Source organism: Nostoc sp. C117 (assembly GCF_043099735.1).
In the GTDB taxonomy this organism is placed as follows: Bacteria; Cyanobacteriota; Cyanobacteriia; order Cyanobacteriales; family Nostocaceae; genus Nostoc.
Genome location: NZ_CP170991.1, coordinates 6,634,803 through 6,649,323 on the forward strand (window position 1 = coordinate 6,634,803; position 14,521 = coordinate 6,649,323).

A 14,521-nucleotide genomic window follows, 5' to 3' on the forward strand; every position below is an offset into this window, starting at 1 on the left:
GGACTCGTATTTGATTTTGGAAAAAACTGCAAAAGCAGGTCATTGAAACTCTGCTAAAACTGGCGTGAGAGTAATTCGTAATCTCAGACAGTCTGAAAAAAGCCTGATTTAGGGACTTTTCTAATTTAGTGTTTGCGTCCAGAGATTTTGCCATAGCTGTCTTGATTACAGAGTCAGCGCGATCGCTTCGCTAGAAGCGGGTTTGATTGCGCCCGTTTTTCTTGGCATCTCGAACTTTATCACTAGCACGTTGCAAAAAAGATACAAGGTCATCTTCTGGGGTAAATTCAACAACCCCAATGCTAGCAGTGAGTCGAAACTGTTGACTGTTATAAGCTGTCACAATTTCTTCACTCAGAGCTAGGCGAATTCTTTCAGCTATTTGATATCCTGTGTTCAGGTCAGTGTCGGACATGACAATACAGAATTCTTCTCCACCGTAACGTGTAACCCAATCCACTACTCTGACGTTACTTTTAAATATTTGGGCGGCAGTTTTGAGAGCTTGATCGCCAGTAGGAAAACCGTAGGTTCGATTCACTTCACCGAAATTATCCAGATCGAGGAGGACGATTGTTAGTGGTTGCTGATACTTCTGAGATTTTTCTATCTCACGGGGTAGTAATCTGTCGAGATAGCGGCGATTGAAAACCTCTGTCAAGCCATCGTTTTCTGCTTCTGCTTGGTACTTCTTGGCTAAACGACTAGCCTTAAGCACCATCTCACTAATCATCCGTTCAGCAGTAACACGAATGCGATGCTCAAAATCAGTGATTAGCTTGTCCTGTCCAGAAGCGTCTGCAATAGCATCAAATTCCTCAGTAGTCATAACTTGGTCACGTCCTTTTTGTTTGGCAGCATAGATACATTGATTGATTTCCTGCCACAGTTGCTCAACAGAAGAATGTCCTGTCATGGAAACCACTCCTAAAGAAGCTGTGAGATGAACACAAGACAGTTGATCGAGCTTGAATTCATGAGTCTGAATCTGAGTCCTGAGAAATTCTGCAAAAGCTTTCCCTTGCTCAGTATTACCACACATACAAATAGCAAATTTATCACCGCCTGTCCGAGCAACGATACTTGCTCCTAGTGAGTACTTTTGTAGAATCTGCCCAACCTCTTGCAATATCTGATCTCCTGCAAGATGACCATGACTATCGTTAATAAACTTGAAACCATCAATATCTAGGTAAATTAGACATACAGGCTCTGCATCTTCCTTTGATGTTAAAAGCTTGATTGCATAATCATTAAACTTACGGAAATTAGCGATCCCCGTTAGCTTATCAAGGTTATATGAATGCTTTTGCTTGCTATGCCACACACTGCGCTGCAAACGCAGACCTATTTGCCCATCAATTGCATCACGTTTACAGGTATCATCTCCTGGTTCCAACCAGCAAAGGACAGTATATTCTTGGTCAATCGTGTCTACCAAAACTACTGTTGGTAAATCAATAGAAGTATAGAGATACTTGAGTTGCTCCACCTTTTCAAAAGTCCTGATGTCGAGTACAACAACATCAAAATCCTTCTCAAATGCGGCTGAAGTATCAACTCGAATACACTCAAAATTGAGGGATAAATCTTTTGGTTGGGGCACATTTGTTGAACTACACCAAGCAACTCGAATCGCTTTCATCTGTTCATCCATTAATTCCAGCTTTAGTAAGCGATAAGTATAGGATAGTTTTCTTCAATACTTAATTATGATTATATGAATAACTTAAAGTTTAACAACTAAGTTTCAGAAACCTAACCCCCTAGCTCCCTCTTTCCCCACAAGGGAATGGAGATTTCAAAGCCTCTATTTGCTTGTCTGACCATAGGCTGACGCCAAGGAGGAAAGGAATAGAAGTGGGGTTTCTAATTATACTTTGCAACTTTTCAAACAACGTCTTAGCGGAAATAGCGGGAGTTTGGCTTGGAAGGTAAAGACATACACCAGACAGGTTAAATGCGATGTCTACAACGGACTATGCCCACACCCATAAGAAAACTGAGTTAGACAAAGCTGATATTTGGGCAAAATAGTTGAAATGAATAGCTGATTTCCCAAAAGTTGATCAATCATGAATACAGCAGTTGAGCCGATCGCCAAGTTTCTAAACTATCGAATTACCGAACAACTTTACACCAGTTTTAGAACCCTGGTGTACCGGGCAATTCGAGAAGACGATCAACTTCCGGTGATTATCAAACTGCTTCACCAGGAGTATCCTACCTTTAGCGAACTACTCCAGTTCCGCAATCAGTATACTATTGCCAAAAATCTCGATCTCCCAAGTGTTGTTCGTCCCTACAGTTTAGAACCCTACTGCAATAGCTATGCCTTGGTGATGGAGGATTTCGGCGGTATTTCTCTCAAAGAATGGATGAAAACAGCAACGGAGAGTCATCCAAATTTATTGGTAGAATTTTTAGAGATGGCGATCGCTTTGACGGAAATTATGGATGGACTTTATCGTCATCGCGTGATTCACAAAGATATCAAACCTGCGAACATTCTCATCAACCCAGAAACTAAGCAAGTCAAGTTGATTGATTTTAGCATTGCCTCTCTTTTACCTAGAGAAACCCAGGAAATTTACAACCCTAATGTCATAGAAGGTACTCTTGCCTACATTTCCCCTGAACAAACCGGACGGATGAATCGGGGAATTGACTACCGCAGCGATTACTACTCCCTTGGTGTCACATTCTATGAATTGTTGACTGGACAGCTACCCTTTGAGTCTACCGATCCAATGGAATTGGTTCACTGTCACATCGCCAAGCAGCCAGACAAATTAAAAATTCAAAATGACGCTCTCGGACTCGCTAACGTTGCACTAACAAAATTCAAAAACGAAGAAGCTATTCCCCCAATCCTTTGTGATATTGTCATGAAATTGATGGCAAAAAATGCTGAAGAACGCTATCAGACTGCATTGGGGCTAAAACATGACTTAGAACTTTGTCTTTACCAATTGCAAACAACTGGACAAATTGAAACATTTGAATTAGGGAAACGGGATATTTGCGATCGCTTTATCATCCCCGAAAAACTCTACGGTCGCCAAAGCGAAGTTGAAATCTTACTGGATGCTTTTGAGGGAGTCAGTCGGGGAAGCAGTGAAATTATGTTGGTAGCAGGTTTCTCTGGAATTGGCAAAACTGCTGTGGTTAACGAAGTCCACAAGCCCATTGTCCGACAACGGGGTTATTTCATTAAAGGTAAATTTGACCAGTTTCAGCGCAACATCCCTTTCTCTGCTTTTATCCAAGCCTTTCGAGACTTGATGACACAACTGTTAAGTGAAAGTGACACCCAACTGGAAAAGTGGAAGTGCAAGCTTCTCAAAGCTTTAGGTGAAAACGGACAAGTGATGATTGAGGTGATTCCAGAACTGGAAAGTTTGATTGGCAAACAACCTCCTGCGCCAGAACTTTCGGGAAATGCGGTACAAAATCGCTTCAATCTGCTGTTTTTGAAGTTCACTCAAGTGTTCACTGCACCAGAACATCCATTGGTGATTTTCATTGACGATCTGCAATGGGCAGATTCTGCTTCTTTAAAGTTAATGCACTTGTTGATGAGTGAAGCTGATATTGGTTATCTACTATTAATTGGTGCTTATCGAGATAATGAAGTCACAAGTACACATCCATTGGTACTTACCTTGGATGAAATTCAAAAGTTAGGTACTACAGTCAATACGATTACCTTAGCTCCCCTCGATGAAATATCTGTCAATCATTTAGTTGCAGACACATTGAGTTGTTCTCTAGATTTAGCAGCACCGTTAACAGAGTTGGTATTGACTAAAACCAAAGGCAATCCTTTCTTCTGCACCCAATTTCTTAAAGCGTTACATCAAGATCAACTAATTACATTTAACCTTCCTGAATCCTCCAAGGGTCTAAATCAAGGGGGATGGGAATGCGATATTGCTCAGGTGCGATCGCTGTCTCTCACTGATGATGTAGTAGAATTCATGGCAATTCAACTGCAAAAGTTACCAACACAGACTCAAGAAGTTCTCAAGTTAGCGGCTTGTATCGGAAACCAATTTGATTTGGCAACTCTCGCAATTGTCCATGAAAAATCCCAGGTAGAAACAGCCGCAGATTTTTGGAAAGCTGTGCAGGAGAGATTGATTATTCCTATCAATGAAGTCTACAAATTTTATCAAGATTCGTCATTGAACGCTAGTCATTTGCAAAGGACGAATGACAAAGGACAAATGACAATTTACAAATTTCTCCACGATCGTGTCCAGCAAGCGGCTTACTCACTAATTCCTGAATCTCAAAAGCAAGCTACTCATTTAAAAATTGGACAATTGCTTTTAAAAAGCACACCAACTGAAGCAGTTGAAGGCAGAATTTTTGATATTGTTAATCAGTTAAATGAGGGAATTTATATAATTAATGAACAATCCCAAAAATATGAGCTGGCTCAACTAAATTTAATTGCTGGCAAGAAAGCAAAAGCTTCCACTGCCTATAAAGCTGCTGTTAAATATTTAACTTTAGGCAGACATTTGCTGGGAGAAGATAGTTGGAGAAATAATGAAGAACTAACCTTCAATTTATATCGACAAGGGGGAGAATGTGAATATTTAATTGGTAATTTTAACCAAACAGAAAATTTATTTGATATTGCCTTACAACATACTCAGGATAAGTTTGAGCAAGCAGACATTTATGGGATTCAGATGTACCTGAAAATGACTCAGGGTGAAAATATAGAAGCTAGTATTGAAGCTGGATTGAAAGCTTTAAGCATCATGGGAATGCATTTGCCTGTGACTTCTGAAGAACAGCAAGCTGCCATCGAAAGTGAAGAACCAGAATTAAAAGCTAAACTAGCAGCAATTCGACCGGCAGATTTATTTGATTTGCCTCAGATGACAGATCCAGTTCACAAAGTTTGCATGAGTCTTTTAGCTGACCTTTGGGCGGCTGCTTATATGGGAGGACATCAAAACCTGAGTTGTCTGGTTCCTCTATTAATGATTAGTTTATCGTTGAGTTACGGTAATGCCGAAAGCTCTGGTTTTGCTTACTGTCTGTATGGAACGAATCTAGCAAATCAAGGAAGTTATCAAAGTGCCTATGAGTTCGGTAAGTTAGCCCTAAAACTCGATCGCCATTTGAATAGTACCCAATTTATTTTTAAGACGAATAATATTTTTGCACATACTATTAACCCATATAATCAACATTTAAAAACCAATTTGCCGCTTTCTCAGCAATCATTCCAGGTATGTCAAGAAATGGGAAATTTGGTGTTTGGTGTTTGGGCAGTTTCATTTTTGATTTGGGCGATGTTAATAAAAGGCGATCGCCTATCAGATATCTATGCCGAAACCGAGAAATATCTCAGCTATGTGCAACAGGTGAATGATGCTAATATGCTGTATGCATTTACTTTACAACGGCAGTTTTTACTGAACTTACAAGGCATATCTAAAAACACCGATTTATTGGATGAGCAGAATGACCAAGATATTCCTTATATAGAAGTTTGGAGAGAGAAACGTAACTTTGAGCATGGAATTAATTGGTACTCCTTTCTCAAAATACAACTATCATATCTTTATGGTCGCTATGAAGATGGTTTGAAAGCAGCACAAGAAGCTGAAAAAACGCTTCCGGCAAACTCTGGTTTTTTCCCCATTATTCAGTATCATTTCTATTATCCATTGACTTTAGCAGCAGTTTATCCCAATGCGACATCACATGAGAAAAAGCAGTATTGGGAAATTATGGAGCAACATCAAAAAATCCAGAAAAACTGGGCTAATAATTGCTCAAAAAACTTTCTGCATCGATATTTATTGCTATCTGCGGAAATGGCAAGAATTTCTGGTAAATACATGAACGCCATTGAGTTATACGATCGCGCTATTGCTAAAGCTAAAAAGAACGAATATCTCAATGAAGAAGCTCTCGCCAATGAACTAGCAGCTAAATTTTATCTAGAATGGGGCAAAGAACGCATTGCCCAAGAATATTTGATTAATGCCTATTATTGCTACGCTCGTTGGGATGCCAAAGCAAAAATTGATGATTTAGAAGAGCTTTATCCACAACTCCTAGCGCCGATTTTACAACAAAAGCGTTCAGAAAGAGTATCGCCACTCACGCCCCATGACACAATTGCAACAGCTGATAACTTTTCTACCTTGCACCCAAGTATCAGTAAATCAGTCACATCTAGTAGCAATGTATCATTCATGCTAGATCTGACAACAGTTCTTAAAGCCTCTCAGACTTTATCTAGTGAAATTGAACTAGATAAATTACTTACCACGCTGCTTTCTGTAGTGATTGAAAATGCTGGAGCAGATAAATGTGCGTTGCTACTGCTCAAAGAAGGTACATTGATTGTTGAGGGAATCGCTCAAGTTGGGCAACAATCAACGGTGCTACAATCTATCGCTCTTGAGGATAGTATAGACGTTCCCCGTAGCTTAATTTACGCTGTCAAACGCAGCCTGGAACCTACCATTATCATTGATACAACAATGTGTGCGACGCTGATGGCCGACCCTTATATTATGCGTCAGCAACCCAAAAGTCTCCTGTGTATGCCGATTCTGCACCAAGGCAAACTGTTGGGAATTTTATATTTAGAGAATAATCTGACTACTGGAGCATTTACGCGCGATCGCGTAGAAATCCTCAATTTATTATGCACTCAAGTTGCAATCTCCCTAGAAAATGCTCGACTATATCAACAGGCACAAGATACTTTAATAAACCTTGGGCAAACCGAGCAATTTTTGCGGTTAATTATTGACAATATTCCCCAGTCTGTTTTTTGGAAAGACCGCAATAGTATTTATTTAGGCTGTAATCGCAAGTTTGCGGAAACTTCAGGCGTAAAAGTACCAGAAAATGTTGTGGGTAAAACAGACTACGACCTTTCTTGGACTCCTGAGCAATCAGATGGGTATTTAAAGTGCGATCGCCAGATTATGGAGTCTGGACAAGCTGAATTGAATATCGTCGAAACATTACAGCAAGCAGACGGAAAACAAATCTGGTCGAATACAAACAAAATTCCACTGCGAGATAAAGAGGGAAGTGTTTTTGGCATCCTTGGCACATGTGAAGATATTACTGAGCGCCAGGAAGCAGAACAATTGCTACAACACCAAAAACAACAATTAGAACAAGCATTGCAAGAACTACAAACGATGCAATTGCAATTAGTGCAAAATGAAAAAATGTCTGCTCTGGGAAATCTTGTAGCAGGTGTTGCTCACGAAATTAATAATCCTGTTGGCTTTATTGCCGGCAATATTGAACCAGCCAAAGATTATGTTAAAGATTTATTTGTGCTAATTAATCTTTACCAACAGAAGTTTCCCAATCCCGGTTTAGAAATTGAAGACGAAATTGATGCAATAGATTTGAATTATTTACGCGAAGATTTACCTAAATTGTTAGACTCCATGAAACTGGGTGTTAGCCGTATCCGCAGTATTAGTACTGGTCTGCGAACCTTTTCGAGAGCAGATAAAGATTACAAAGTTCCCTTTGATATTCACGAAGGTATTGATAGCACTATTCTGATTCTGAGACACCGTTTAAAAGCCAATGAAAACCGTCCAGGAATTGAGGTAATTAAAGATTATGGCAAACTACCTCTAGTAGATTGTTTTGCTGGACAACTCAATCAAGTGTTTATGAATTTGCTAGCAAATGCTATTGATGCACTTGAAGAATACAATACAGGACGGAGTTTGGAAGACATTTTAGCTAACCCCAATTGCATCACTATTCAAACCCGTTTATCCGAATCTGGCGAACATATTTTGATTAAGATTGCTGATAATGGTGTGGGGATGTCACCGGAGGTTAAACAAAAAGTATTTGACCATTTGTTCACTACTAAACCTGTAGGCAAAGGTACAGGATTGGGATTAGCGATCGCTCGTCAAATTATAGTAGAAAGACATGGCGGTTCACTTTCCTGCACTTCAGAACTTGCACAGGGTACTGAGTTTGTCATTAAACTTTCTACTCAATAATAATAATGAGTGCTGAGTGCTGAGTAATTTCTACTTTACTCAGCAGTTTTCATTTTTGCTACTTAAATTTTATTTAGGAATAAAGTGACAATGATACGCTAACCACAAACGGAGTTTTCACGATCTAAAAGCTAACCCTAATCAAATTAAGATCCAAACCCAATTTGACAAATGAAGTCATGATGCGATCGTGCAGATTTACGATAATGGTATTGGAATGTCAGAAGATGTCAAGCAACGAGTATTTGACTACATGTTTACTACTAAACCTGTAGGCAAAGGAATCAGATTAGGAATGGCGATCGCCTATCAAATTGTTGTAGATAAACATCGAGGAACTATTGAGGTTGATTCTACCCCAGGATACGGAACAGAGTTTACCATCCGTATTCCTTTAACAAGTAAAAAGTAAAAATTGCTAAAAATAAGCTGATATGCATCAAAATTATCTAAACAGTTTTGACATCTGCCGACGCTCTCTACGAGACGCTAAAAGCGTAGCTTGCAACTCTTACAGAGTAGGCGGACTCGCTACCGCTACGCTATCCTGCCTCCTGCCTCAAAACCCGTAGCTTTGTACTTTATGCAAAAGAAAACTGTTGTAAATGCGTAACAGCTTATTACAATAATATACGAGTTACGCATTGACAAAAAAATACATCAACGTTATGAATTGCAAACCACAAGGGCAACGAGCAATTAGGGCATTTGAAGATTTTGTATCTACTACCCTAGAAAGTATACTACAACGACATCTTTATACTCCAAGCCAATCAGCAGCGTTGAATTTCTTTCATCATGTAGCTGCTAACGTACCCGCTTACAAGGCTTTTTTAGCAGAACGAGAAATCAATCCCAGTACTATCCAAAGCTTTGAGGATTTTCAGAAATTACCAGCGATTGTCAAAGAAAATTACATATTACATTATCCTTTGGCTCAGTTGTGCCGTTATGGTCAATTAGAAGGGTGTGATATGATTGCAGCATCTTCTGGTTCCACAGGTAAACCGACATTTTGGCCGCGCTTTTTTACAGATGAATTGCAAATTGCCACACGCTTTGAACAGATTTTTCACGATAGTTTTTATGCAGATAGCAAACGTACCTTAGCTGTGATTTGTTTCACATTAGGTACTTGGGTAGGCGGAATGTTTACCACTAATTGTTGTCGCTATCTTGCTAGCAAAGGTTATCCCATCACGGTAATTACGCCTGGTAACAACAAAGAAGAAATTTTGCGGGTAGTGGAGGAATTGGGTTTGAATTTTGAGCAAGTGGTGCTGTTGGGATATCCACCATTCCTCAAAGATGTAATTGATAGTGGTATTGCCCGTGGTATCGAGTGGCAACAGTATCACATTAAACTAGTGATGGCGGGAGAAGTATTCAGTGAAGAATGGCGCAGTTTAGTTGCGGAAAGACTTGGCTCACAAAATCCCTATTATGATTTGGCGTCACTTTACGGGACTGCGGATGCAGGTGTATTGGGCAATGAAACACCGTTAAGTATCTGCATTCGTCGTTTTTTAGCAGAACATCCCGATGCAGCCAGAGCTTTATTCGGGGAATCTCGTTTACCCACACTGTTACAATATGACCCCATCAGTCGTTTTTTTGAAGTTGAAGATGGGAGATTACTGTTTTCTGGCGATAATGGTATTCCCTTGGTGCGATATAACATTTTGGATACTGGTGGGATAATTAGTTATGATGCGATACTCCAGTTTTTGGCAGAGTGGGGTTTTGATCCTGTTGCGACTTTACAACAAAACTTACAAGCTAGAGGTATCCATGCGTTACCTTTCGTCTATGTCTTCGGACGGTCTAACTTTACAGTTTCCTACTTTGGTGCAAATATCTACCCAGAAAATGTGACGGTGGGATTAGAACAACCAGTAATTAAAGAATGGGTGACGGGTAAGTTTGTCTTGCAGGTAAAGGAAGATGCCGATAAAAACCGATTTTTATCTGTGGTTGTGGAGTTAGCGCCGGGAGTGGAGGGTAACGAAGACAAGCGCCAAACAATAGTATCTTCGATACTCTCACAACTTTTGCGTCTCAACAGCGAGTTTGCTAACTACGTTCCCATAGAATACCAAACTCCACAGGTTAGATTGACTGCAACTGGTGATGCCGAATATTTCCCCATTGGGGTGAAGCATCGTTACACCCGCAAGTAGGTTTTTAGACATTCATGGAACCAAGTTCTCTATGTATCGTGCTTGAAGATTTGGTATTGTTTGAGAAGTTATGTAATGTTCCTTCAGCTTGATTGTTGTGCCATTCTCAAACCCATGAATTTCAAACCTCACCAAAGCACCTTTGACGACAAACTGAGCGCAATTATTGGGCTGTCCATTGGATTGCTGTTTATTGGGGGTGGTTTTTGGGTACGCAACATAGTCACGTACGAGCGTACAACACTAAAGGAAACACAGGGCACGGTTGTAGACAGCGTTACTCGTCGTGAACGCAATAGTAGTAACAATCAGCAAACAGAAACTTATGCTCCTGTTATCGAGTTTCTAGCCAACGGTGAACGCACTCGCTTTACAGGCAATTATGAGTCCTATCGCTCCAGCAAGGGGCATATAGTAGTATTACGTTACGACCCTAAGCAACCGATAAAGACAGTGCGTGTAGTGAATCCGCTTGAAGGCTTAGTATCTTGGGGAATGTTTGGTATGGGTGGATTAGCAGTGGTCTCTAGCTTGGGCAAACTGTTGCCTGTACGCTGGTCTTCAAGTGGATGACATAGCTGATGTCGGGCAAGTTACAATTCACCTTTTGCTAAATTTATTGTTAAAATCACAAACGTCTACGCAATCTACAAAAATAGACATTGAACAGTCAAATCCTTCTGAGTGATACTCAAGTTGCGCTGTTGTGCTGTAGTAACGAATGAAACGATCGCTTCACACACCACAGCAACGGTTAATATCACCAGGTTTCGTGCCAACAGATAATCACAGACATCATCATTAACCTCGGAAGGAACGCGGGGTTGGGGGAAGGAATTAAAACCTTTTCCCTTTACCCCGCCAAGTTTCCTTGGCGAACTACTAGTAACAGGAAAAATTTTTAGGGTATTCTTTCTTCTCGTAAGACCTTAGCTACAATCCTGTCAAAGTACAAGTTTAGGATTGGTAAGAGCAAGCTATTCAACCAGGCTAATAATGTCATTTCCACACCTGGCGTAATTGAGAAGGATTTCTTTTCAATGCCTTGCACAATCTCACGAGCTACGCCTTCAGCACTCCAAGTTTTCGCAGTGCTAGTAATCATCTTTGTCTCTAAGGGCTTTGTTTTATTTTCTTGCTCTAATTGAGGGGTATCTGTATCGGGTGGATAGACAATTGATAGGCCAATTCCTGCTACTTTTAACTCACCACGTAGAGACTCAGCCAATCCTCGTAGGGCAAACTTTGTGGGGGAGTATGGTGTATAGCCATAGACACCAATTAAACCAGCTCCAGAAGAGATCAGCACAATATGACCTTGACGACGTTGTTCCATCGCTGGTAAAACTGCCTTGATGCAGTAGAGAGAACCAAAGTAATTGATTGCCATTGTGTTTTCATATATTTCAATTGGCAACTCTTGGAAGTAACCAGGATGTGCAATGCCCGCAGAGGTAATTAATAGGTCTGGGGGTCCTATTTGATTGATTGCTCGATCAATGGCTTGTTCTGCTTGTGTCCGGTCTGCAACATCAGCTGAGATAGCTATAATATCCTGAGTAGAATGCGATCGCATTACCTCAATTTCTGCCTTTGCTGTTGCCAATACATTTTCGTTACGAGCGATAATCGAAATATTTGCACCAAGACTTGCTAATAATTTCGCTGTAGCCTTACCAATTCCACTAGAACCACCAGTAATAATAACGTGTTTTTGAGAGTAATTCATCAAAAATGTTGATATTAACGTAGATTACTTACTTTTTATTTTCGTCCATTCTTCAACTAAAGTATCCACAGTGAAATGAATTTGTTCCTCTGTATGATTACAACTAATAAAAAAGCGTAGACGAGCTGCGTTTTCTGGAACAGATGGATAAAACATCGGTTGAACGTTGATGTCTCGATTAAAAAGTGCTTCTGCCAACTGTATAGACTGTAAAGATTTACCAAGAATAATTGACACTATAGCTGAGTCACCACTCATACCTGTATTAAGTCCTCGTTCCTTAGCTAATTCCAAGAATAATTTTGCTCGTTGCTGAAGACAAGAGACTCGCTCTGGTTGAGCTTTCAGTAACCTAATAGCTGCTAATGCTGCTCCTGCGTTGGGTGGCGAAATACCTACACTATAAACAAAGCCTGGAGCAGTATATTTCAGGTATTTCACCAATGCTTTGCACCCTGCAATATAACCACCGCAACTAGCAAACGATTTACTAAGAGTACCCATCCATAAATCTACATCAATAGGATCAATCGCAAAATATTCACCAATTCCCCGGCCTTGCTTACCAAGAACACCAATAGAATGAGCTTCGTCTACCATTAAAAAAGCTTTATGACGTTTCTTGACCTCGATAAATTTTGGTAGATTGGGGATATCTCCATCTGCACTGTAAACACCTTCAATAACAACAAGTACCCTTTTATAATTATGACGGTGTTCGTATAGTATTTTATCGAGTGCTTGCCATTCGTTATGAGGAAAAGCAATCATAGTTGCTCCAGAAAGCAAACAGCCTTCTAAAATACTATTATGGTCAAGTAGGTCATAGACAATTAAGTCATCTCGTCCGAATAAATGACTAATTGTTGCCACATTAGTCGCATGACCTCCAACATATACAATACAGTCTTCAGTGCCGATCAAGTCTGCTATTTCTTTCTCTAACTCAAGATGCAATAACTTTTCTCCTGAAGAAATTCGGCTAGCAGAAACGGAAGTCCCATAATAATCAATGGCTTGTTTGGCTGCTTTTGATATTGTTGAGTCGCCAGACATTCCTAAGTAATTATAGGTGGAATAGTTAATCAGTTTCCTTTGATCTACGATTGTTGTATCCTTTGCAACTCCATCGTGAACTGTAAAAAAGGGATTAGTAGTACCTAAAGCCTCAATTTCTGCTAGTTGTTGCTCTAATTGAAGGTACTTAGGATAGAACTCAAAATTATAATACTCTGGCAGAATTTCAACGTATTTTGTATTTTCTATGAGTGAATTATTAGGCTCCTTGTCTGCACTTAATTCAGAAATTGATTCTGAAACATTCATCTGTTCAGCTAAATATAAACTCAAAGTGTTGATATTGGAATAATCCCAAAATAGAGTAGGGGAAAACTTATGATTTAAGATTTTTTCTAGGTTAGCTGATAAATTTATAGCTTCTAGTGAACTTATGCTGTAATCACTAAAATCTTTATAAATATCTATTTCACCAGGCTCTCTCTCTAGTCTTTCCGCTAACATAGAGATTAACAAACTTTGAATAGCTTCTACATTTGAAAACGAATTTGAGTGTATGGGAAGAGAATAAACTTTATTTTCTACCACTGTTTCTAACTCCTTAACAAGCACTTGTGATTTGCGATTATTGAAAATAAACTAGAGAAAATAGTTTATCTTCTCTGTATAACTTCAGCATTTTTTCAGCTACTCTATCCTCTACAAAGCACACCTAAAAATTAGTTAATTCATAGAGTTAAGACATAGATACTGCTGAAGTTGCTCAGATAAACTCTTCAACAAAGGTGCTAGTTGGTTGTTTATAAAAAAGTGGTCTCCTGGAAACATTTCCATCAGAAAAGAATTACGAGTTTGATAACGCCATGCAGCAATCTCTTGTTGAGTCACTATTGTATCTTCCATACCTCCAAAAGCTGATATTGGGCAATCAAAAGGTTCATCAGGATGGTAGATATATGTTTCTTCGAGTTCTGCATCAGACCGCAAAGCAGGTAAAAATAGTTGTATTAACTTTGGGTTTTGCAAAATTTCTTCTGGAACACTATTAGCACGACGCAAATGCTCTATAAATTCGATATCAGAGAATTTAGAAAAGGGAGTAATCTTCTTAGGTAATTGAGGTGCGCGACAACTAGCAATGAATAAATGAACTGGATATGAGTTACCTTGGCGTTGTAGTTGACGAGTAACTTCAAAGCAGATATTTGCACCTAAACTATGACCAAAAAAGGCGAACGGTTTATCGGTATCAGGAGTCATTTGAGTAACTAATACTTGGACGAGAGACTCCATAGAAGTGAAAGGAGTTTCTCGCAACCTGCTACCTCTTCCAGGTAGCTGCAATCCATAAACTTCTATACTTTCTGGCAAAAATTTATGCCAATTACGAAAAGCGTGCGGACCAGAACCACCATGTGGAAAGCAAAATAGACGAATACGTGCTTGGGGATTTGGTTGAGAACAAACCCACGAGGAGATGCGAGGAGGTGAACTCAGCAGATATTTGGTTTCAAGCATTAAATCTATATTTTAGTAACCGGAGAAACTAAGAGAGAATTGTTTAT

The 14,521-nt window shown here is 39.6% G+C and carries 8 protein-coding genes and 1 pseudogene; 4 read left to right on the top strand and 5 right to left on the bottom strand.

Annotation, left to right across the window (positions count from 1 at the left end; all coding sequences use genetic code 11):
• Positions 1–190: 190 nt before the first annotated feature.
• Complete coding sequence (locus ACFG4S_RS28385; protein WP_392532251.1) at positions 191–1,645, bottom strand: diguanylate cyclase; 1,455 nt, start codon at positions 1,643–1,645, stop codon at positions 191–193.
• A 430-nt stretch (positions 1,646–2,075) separates the two neighbouring features.
• Here ACFG4S_RS28385 and ACFG4S_RS28390 point away from each other — a divergent pair, with 430 nt between their 5' ends.
• The 4 genes from ACFG4S_RS28390 to ACFG4S_RS28405 all read left to right on the top strand — a co-directional run bounded on the left by ACFG4S_RS28390 (position 2,076) and on the right by ACFG4S_RS28405 (position 10,783).
• Positions 2,076–8,030 (top strand): AAA family ATPase, encoded by a 5,955-nt coding sequence (locus tag ACFG4S_RS28390; RefSeq protein ID WP_392532252.1) that lies wholly within the window; start codon positions 2,076–2,078, stop codon positions 8,028–8,030.
• 190 nt (positions 8,031–8,220) lie between these two features.
• On the top strand, positions 8,221–8,442 hold the full coding sequence (locus ACFG4S_RS28395; RefSeq protein ID WP_392532253.1) for an ATP-binding protein: 222 nt from the start codon (positions 8,221–8,223) through the stop codon (positions 8,440–8,442).
• A gap of 256 nt (positions 8,443–8,698) precedes the next feature.
• Positions 8,699–10,210, top strand: a complete 1,512-nt coding sequence (locus ACFG4S_RS28400; protein WP_392532254.1) for a phenylacetate--CoA ligase family protein — start codon at positions 8,699–8,701, stop codon at positions 10,208–10,210.
• Positions 10,211–10,285: 75 nt separating this feature from the next.
• Positions 10,286–10,783 (top strand): DUF3592 domain-containing protein, encoded by a 498-nt coding sequence (locus ACFG4S_RS28405; protein ID WP_392532255.1) that lies wholly within the window; start codon positions 10,286–10,288, stop codon positions 10,781–10,783.
• Positions 10,784–10,857: 74 nt separating this feature from the next.
• Here ACFG4S_RS28405 and ACFG4S_RS28410 read toward each other — a convergent pair.
• The 4 genes and pseudogenes from ACFG4S_RS28410 to ACFG4S_RS28425 form a co-directional block, all read right to left on the bottom strand.
• Positions 10,858–11,031, bottom strand: a pseudogene (locus ACFG4S_RS28410) (ThiF family adenylyltransferase); the annotation flags it as partial.
• An 80-nt stretch (positions 11,032–11,111) separates the two neighbouring features.
• Complete coding sequence (locus ACFG4S_RS28415; protein ID WP_392532256.1) at positions 11,112–11,939, bottom strand: SDR family oxidoreductase; 828 nt, start codon at positions 11,937–11,939, stop codon at positions 11,112–11,114.
• Between the two features lie 24 nt (positions 11,940–11,963).
• Entirely contained in the window at positions 11,964–13,544 is a 1,581-nt protein-coding gene (locus ACFG4S_RS28420; RefSeq protein ID WP_392532257.1) for an aminotransferase class I/II-fold pyridoxal phosphate-dependent enzyme, read from the bottom strand.
• Between the two features lie 135 nt (positions 13,545–13,679).
• Positions 13,680–14,474 (bottom strand): thioesterase II family protein, encoded by a 795-nt coding sequence (locus tag ACFG4S_RS28425; RefSeq protein WP_392532258.1) that lies wholly within the window; start codon positions 14,472–14,474, stop codon positions 13,680–13,682.
• Positions 14,475–14,521 lie beyond the last annotated feature (47 nt).

Excerpts from the sequence above, each read along its gene's own strand:
- ACFG4S_RS28405 (WP_392532255.1), top strand. The coding sequence starts at position 10,286 with ATGTTCCTTCAGCTTGATTGTTGTGCCATTCTCAAACCCATGAATTTC.
- ACFG4S_RS28415 (WP_392532256.1), bottom strand. The coding sequence starts at position 11,939 with ATGAATTACTCTCAAAAACACGTTATTATTACTGGTGGTTCTAGTGGA.
- ACFG4S_RS28400 (WP_392532254.1), top strand. The coding sequence starts at position 8,699 with ATGAATTGCAAACCACAAGGGCAACGAGCAATTAGGGCATTTGAAGAT.
- ACFG4S_RS28425 (WP_392532258.1), bottom strand. The coding sequence starts at position 14,474 with ATGCTTGAAACCAAATATCTGCTGAGTTCACCTCCTCGCATCTCCTCG.
- ACFG4S_RS28390 (WP_392532252.1), top strand. The coding sequence starts at position 2,076 with ATGAATACAGCAGTTGAGCCGATCGCCAAGTTTCTAAACTATCGAATT.
- ACFG4S_RS28385 (WP_392532251.1), bottom strand. The coding sequence starts at position 1,645 with ATGAAAGCGATTCGAGTTGCTTGGTGTAGTTCAACAAATGTGCCCCAA.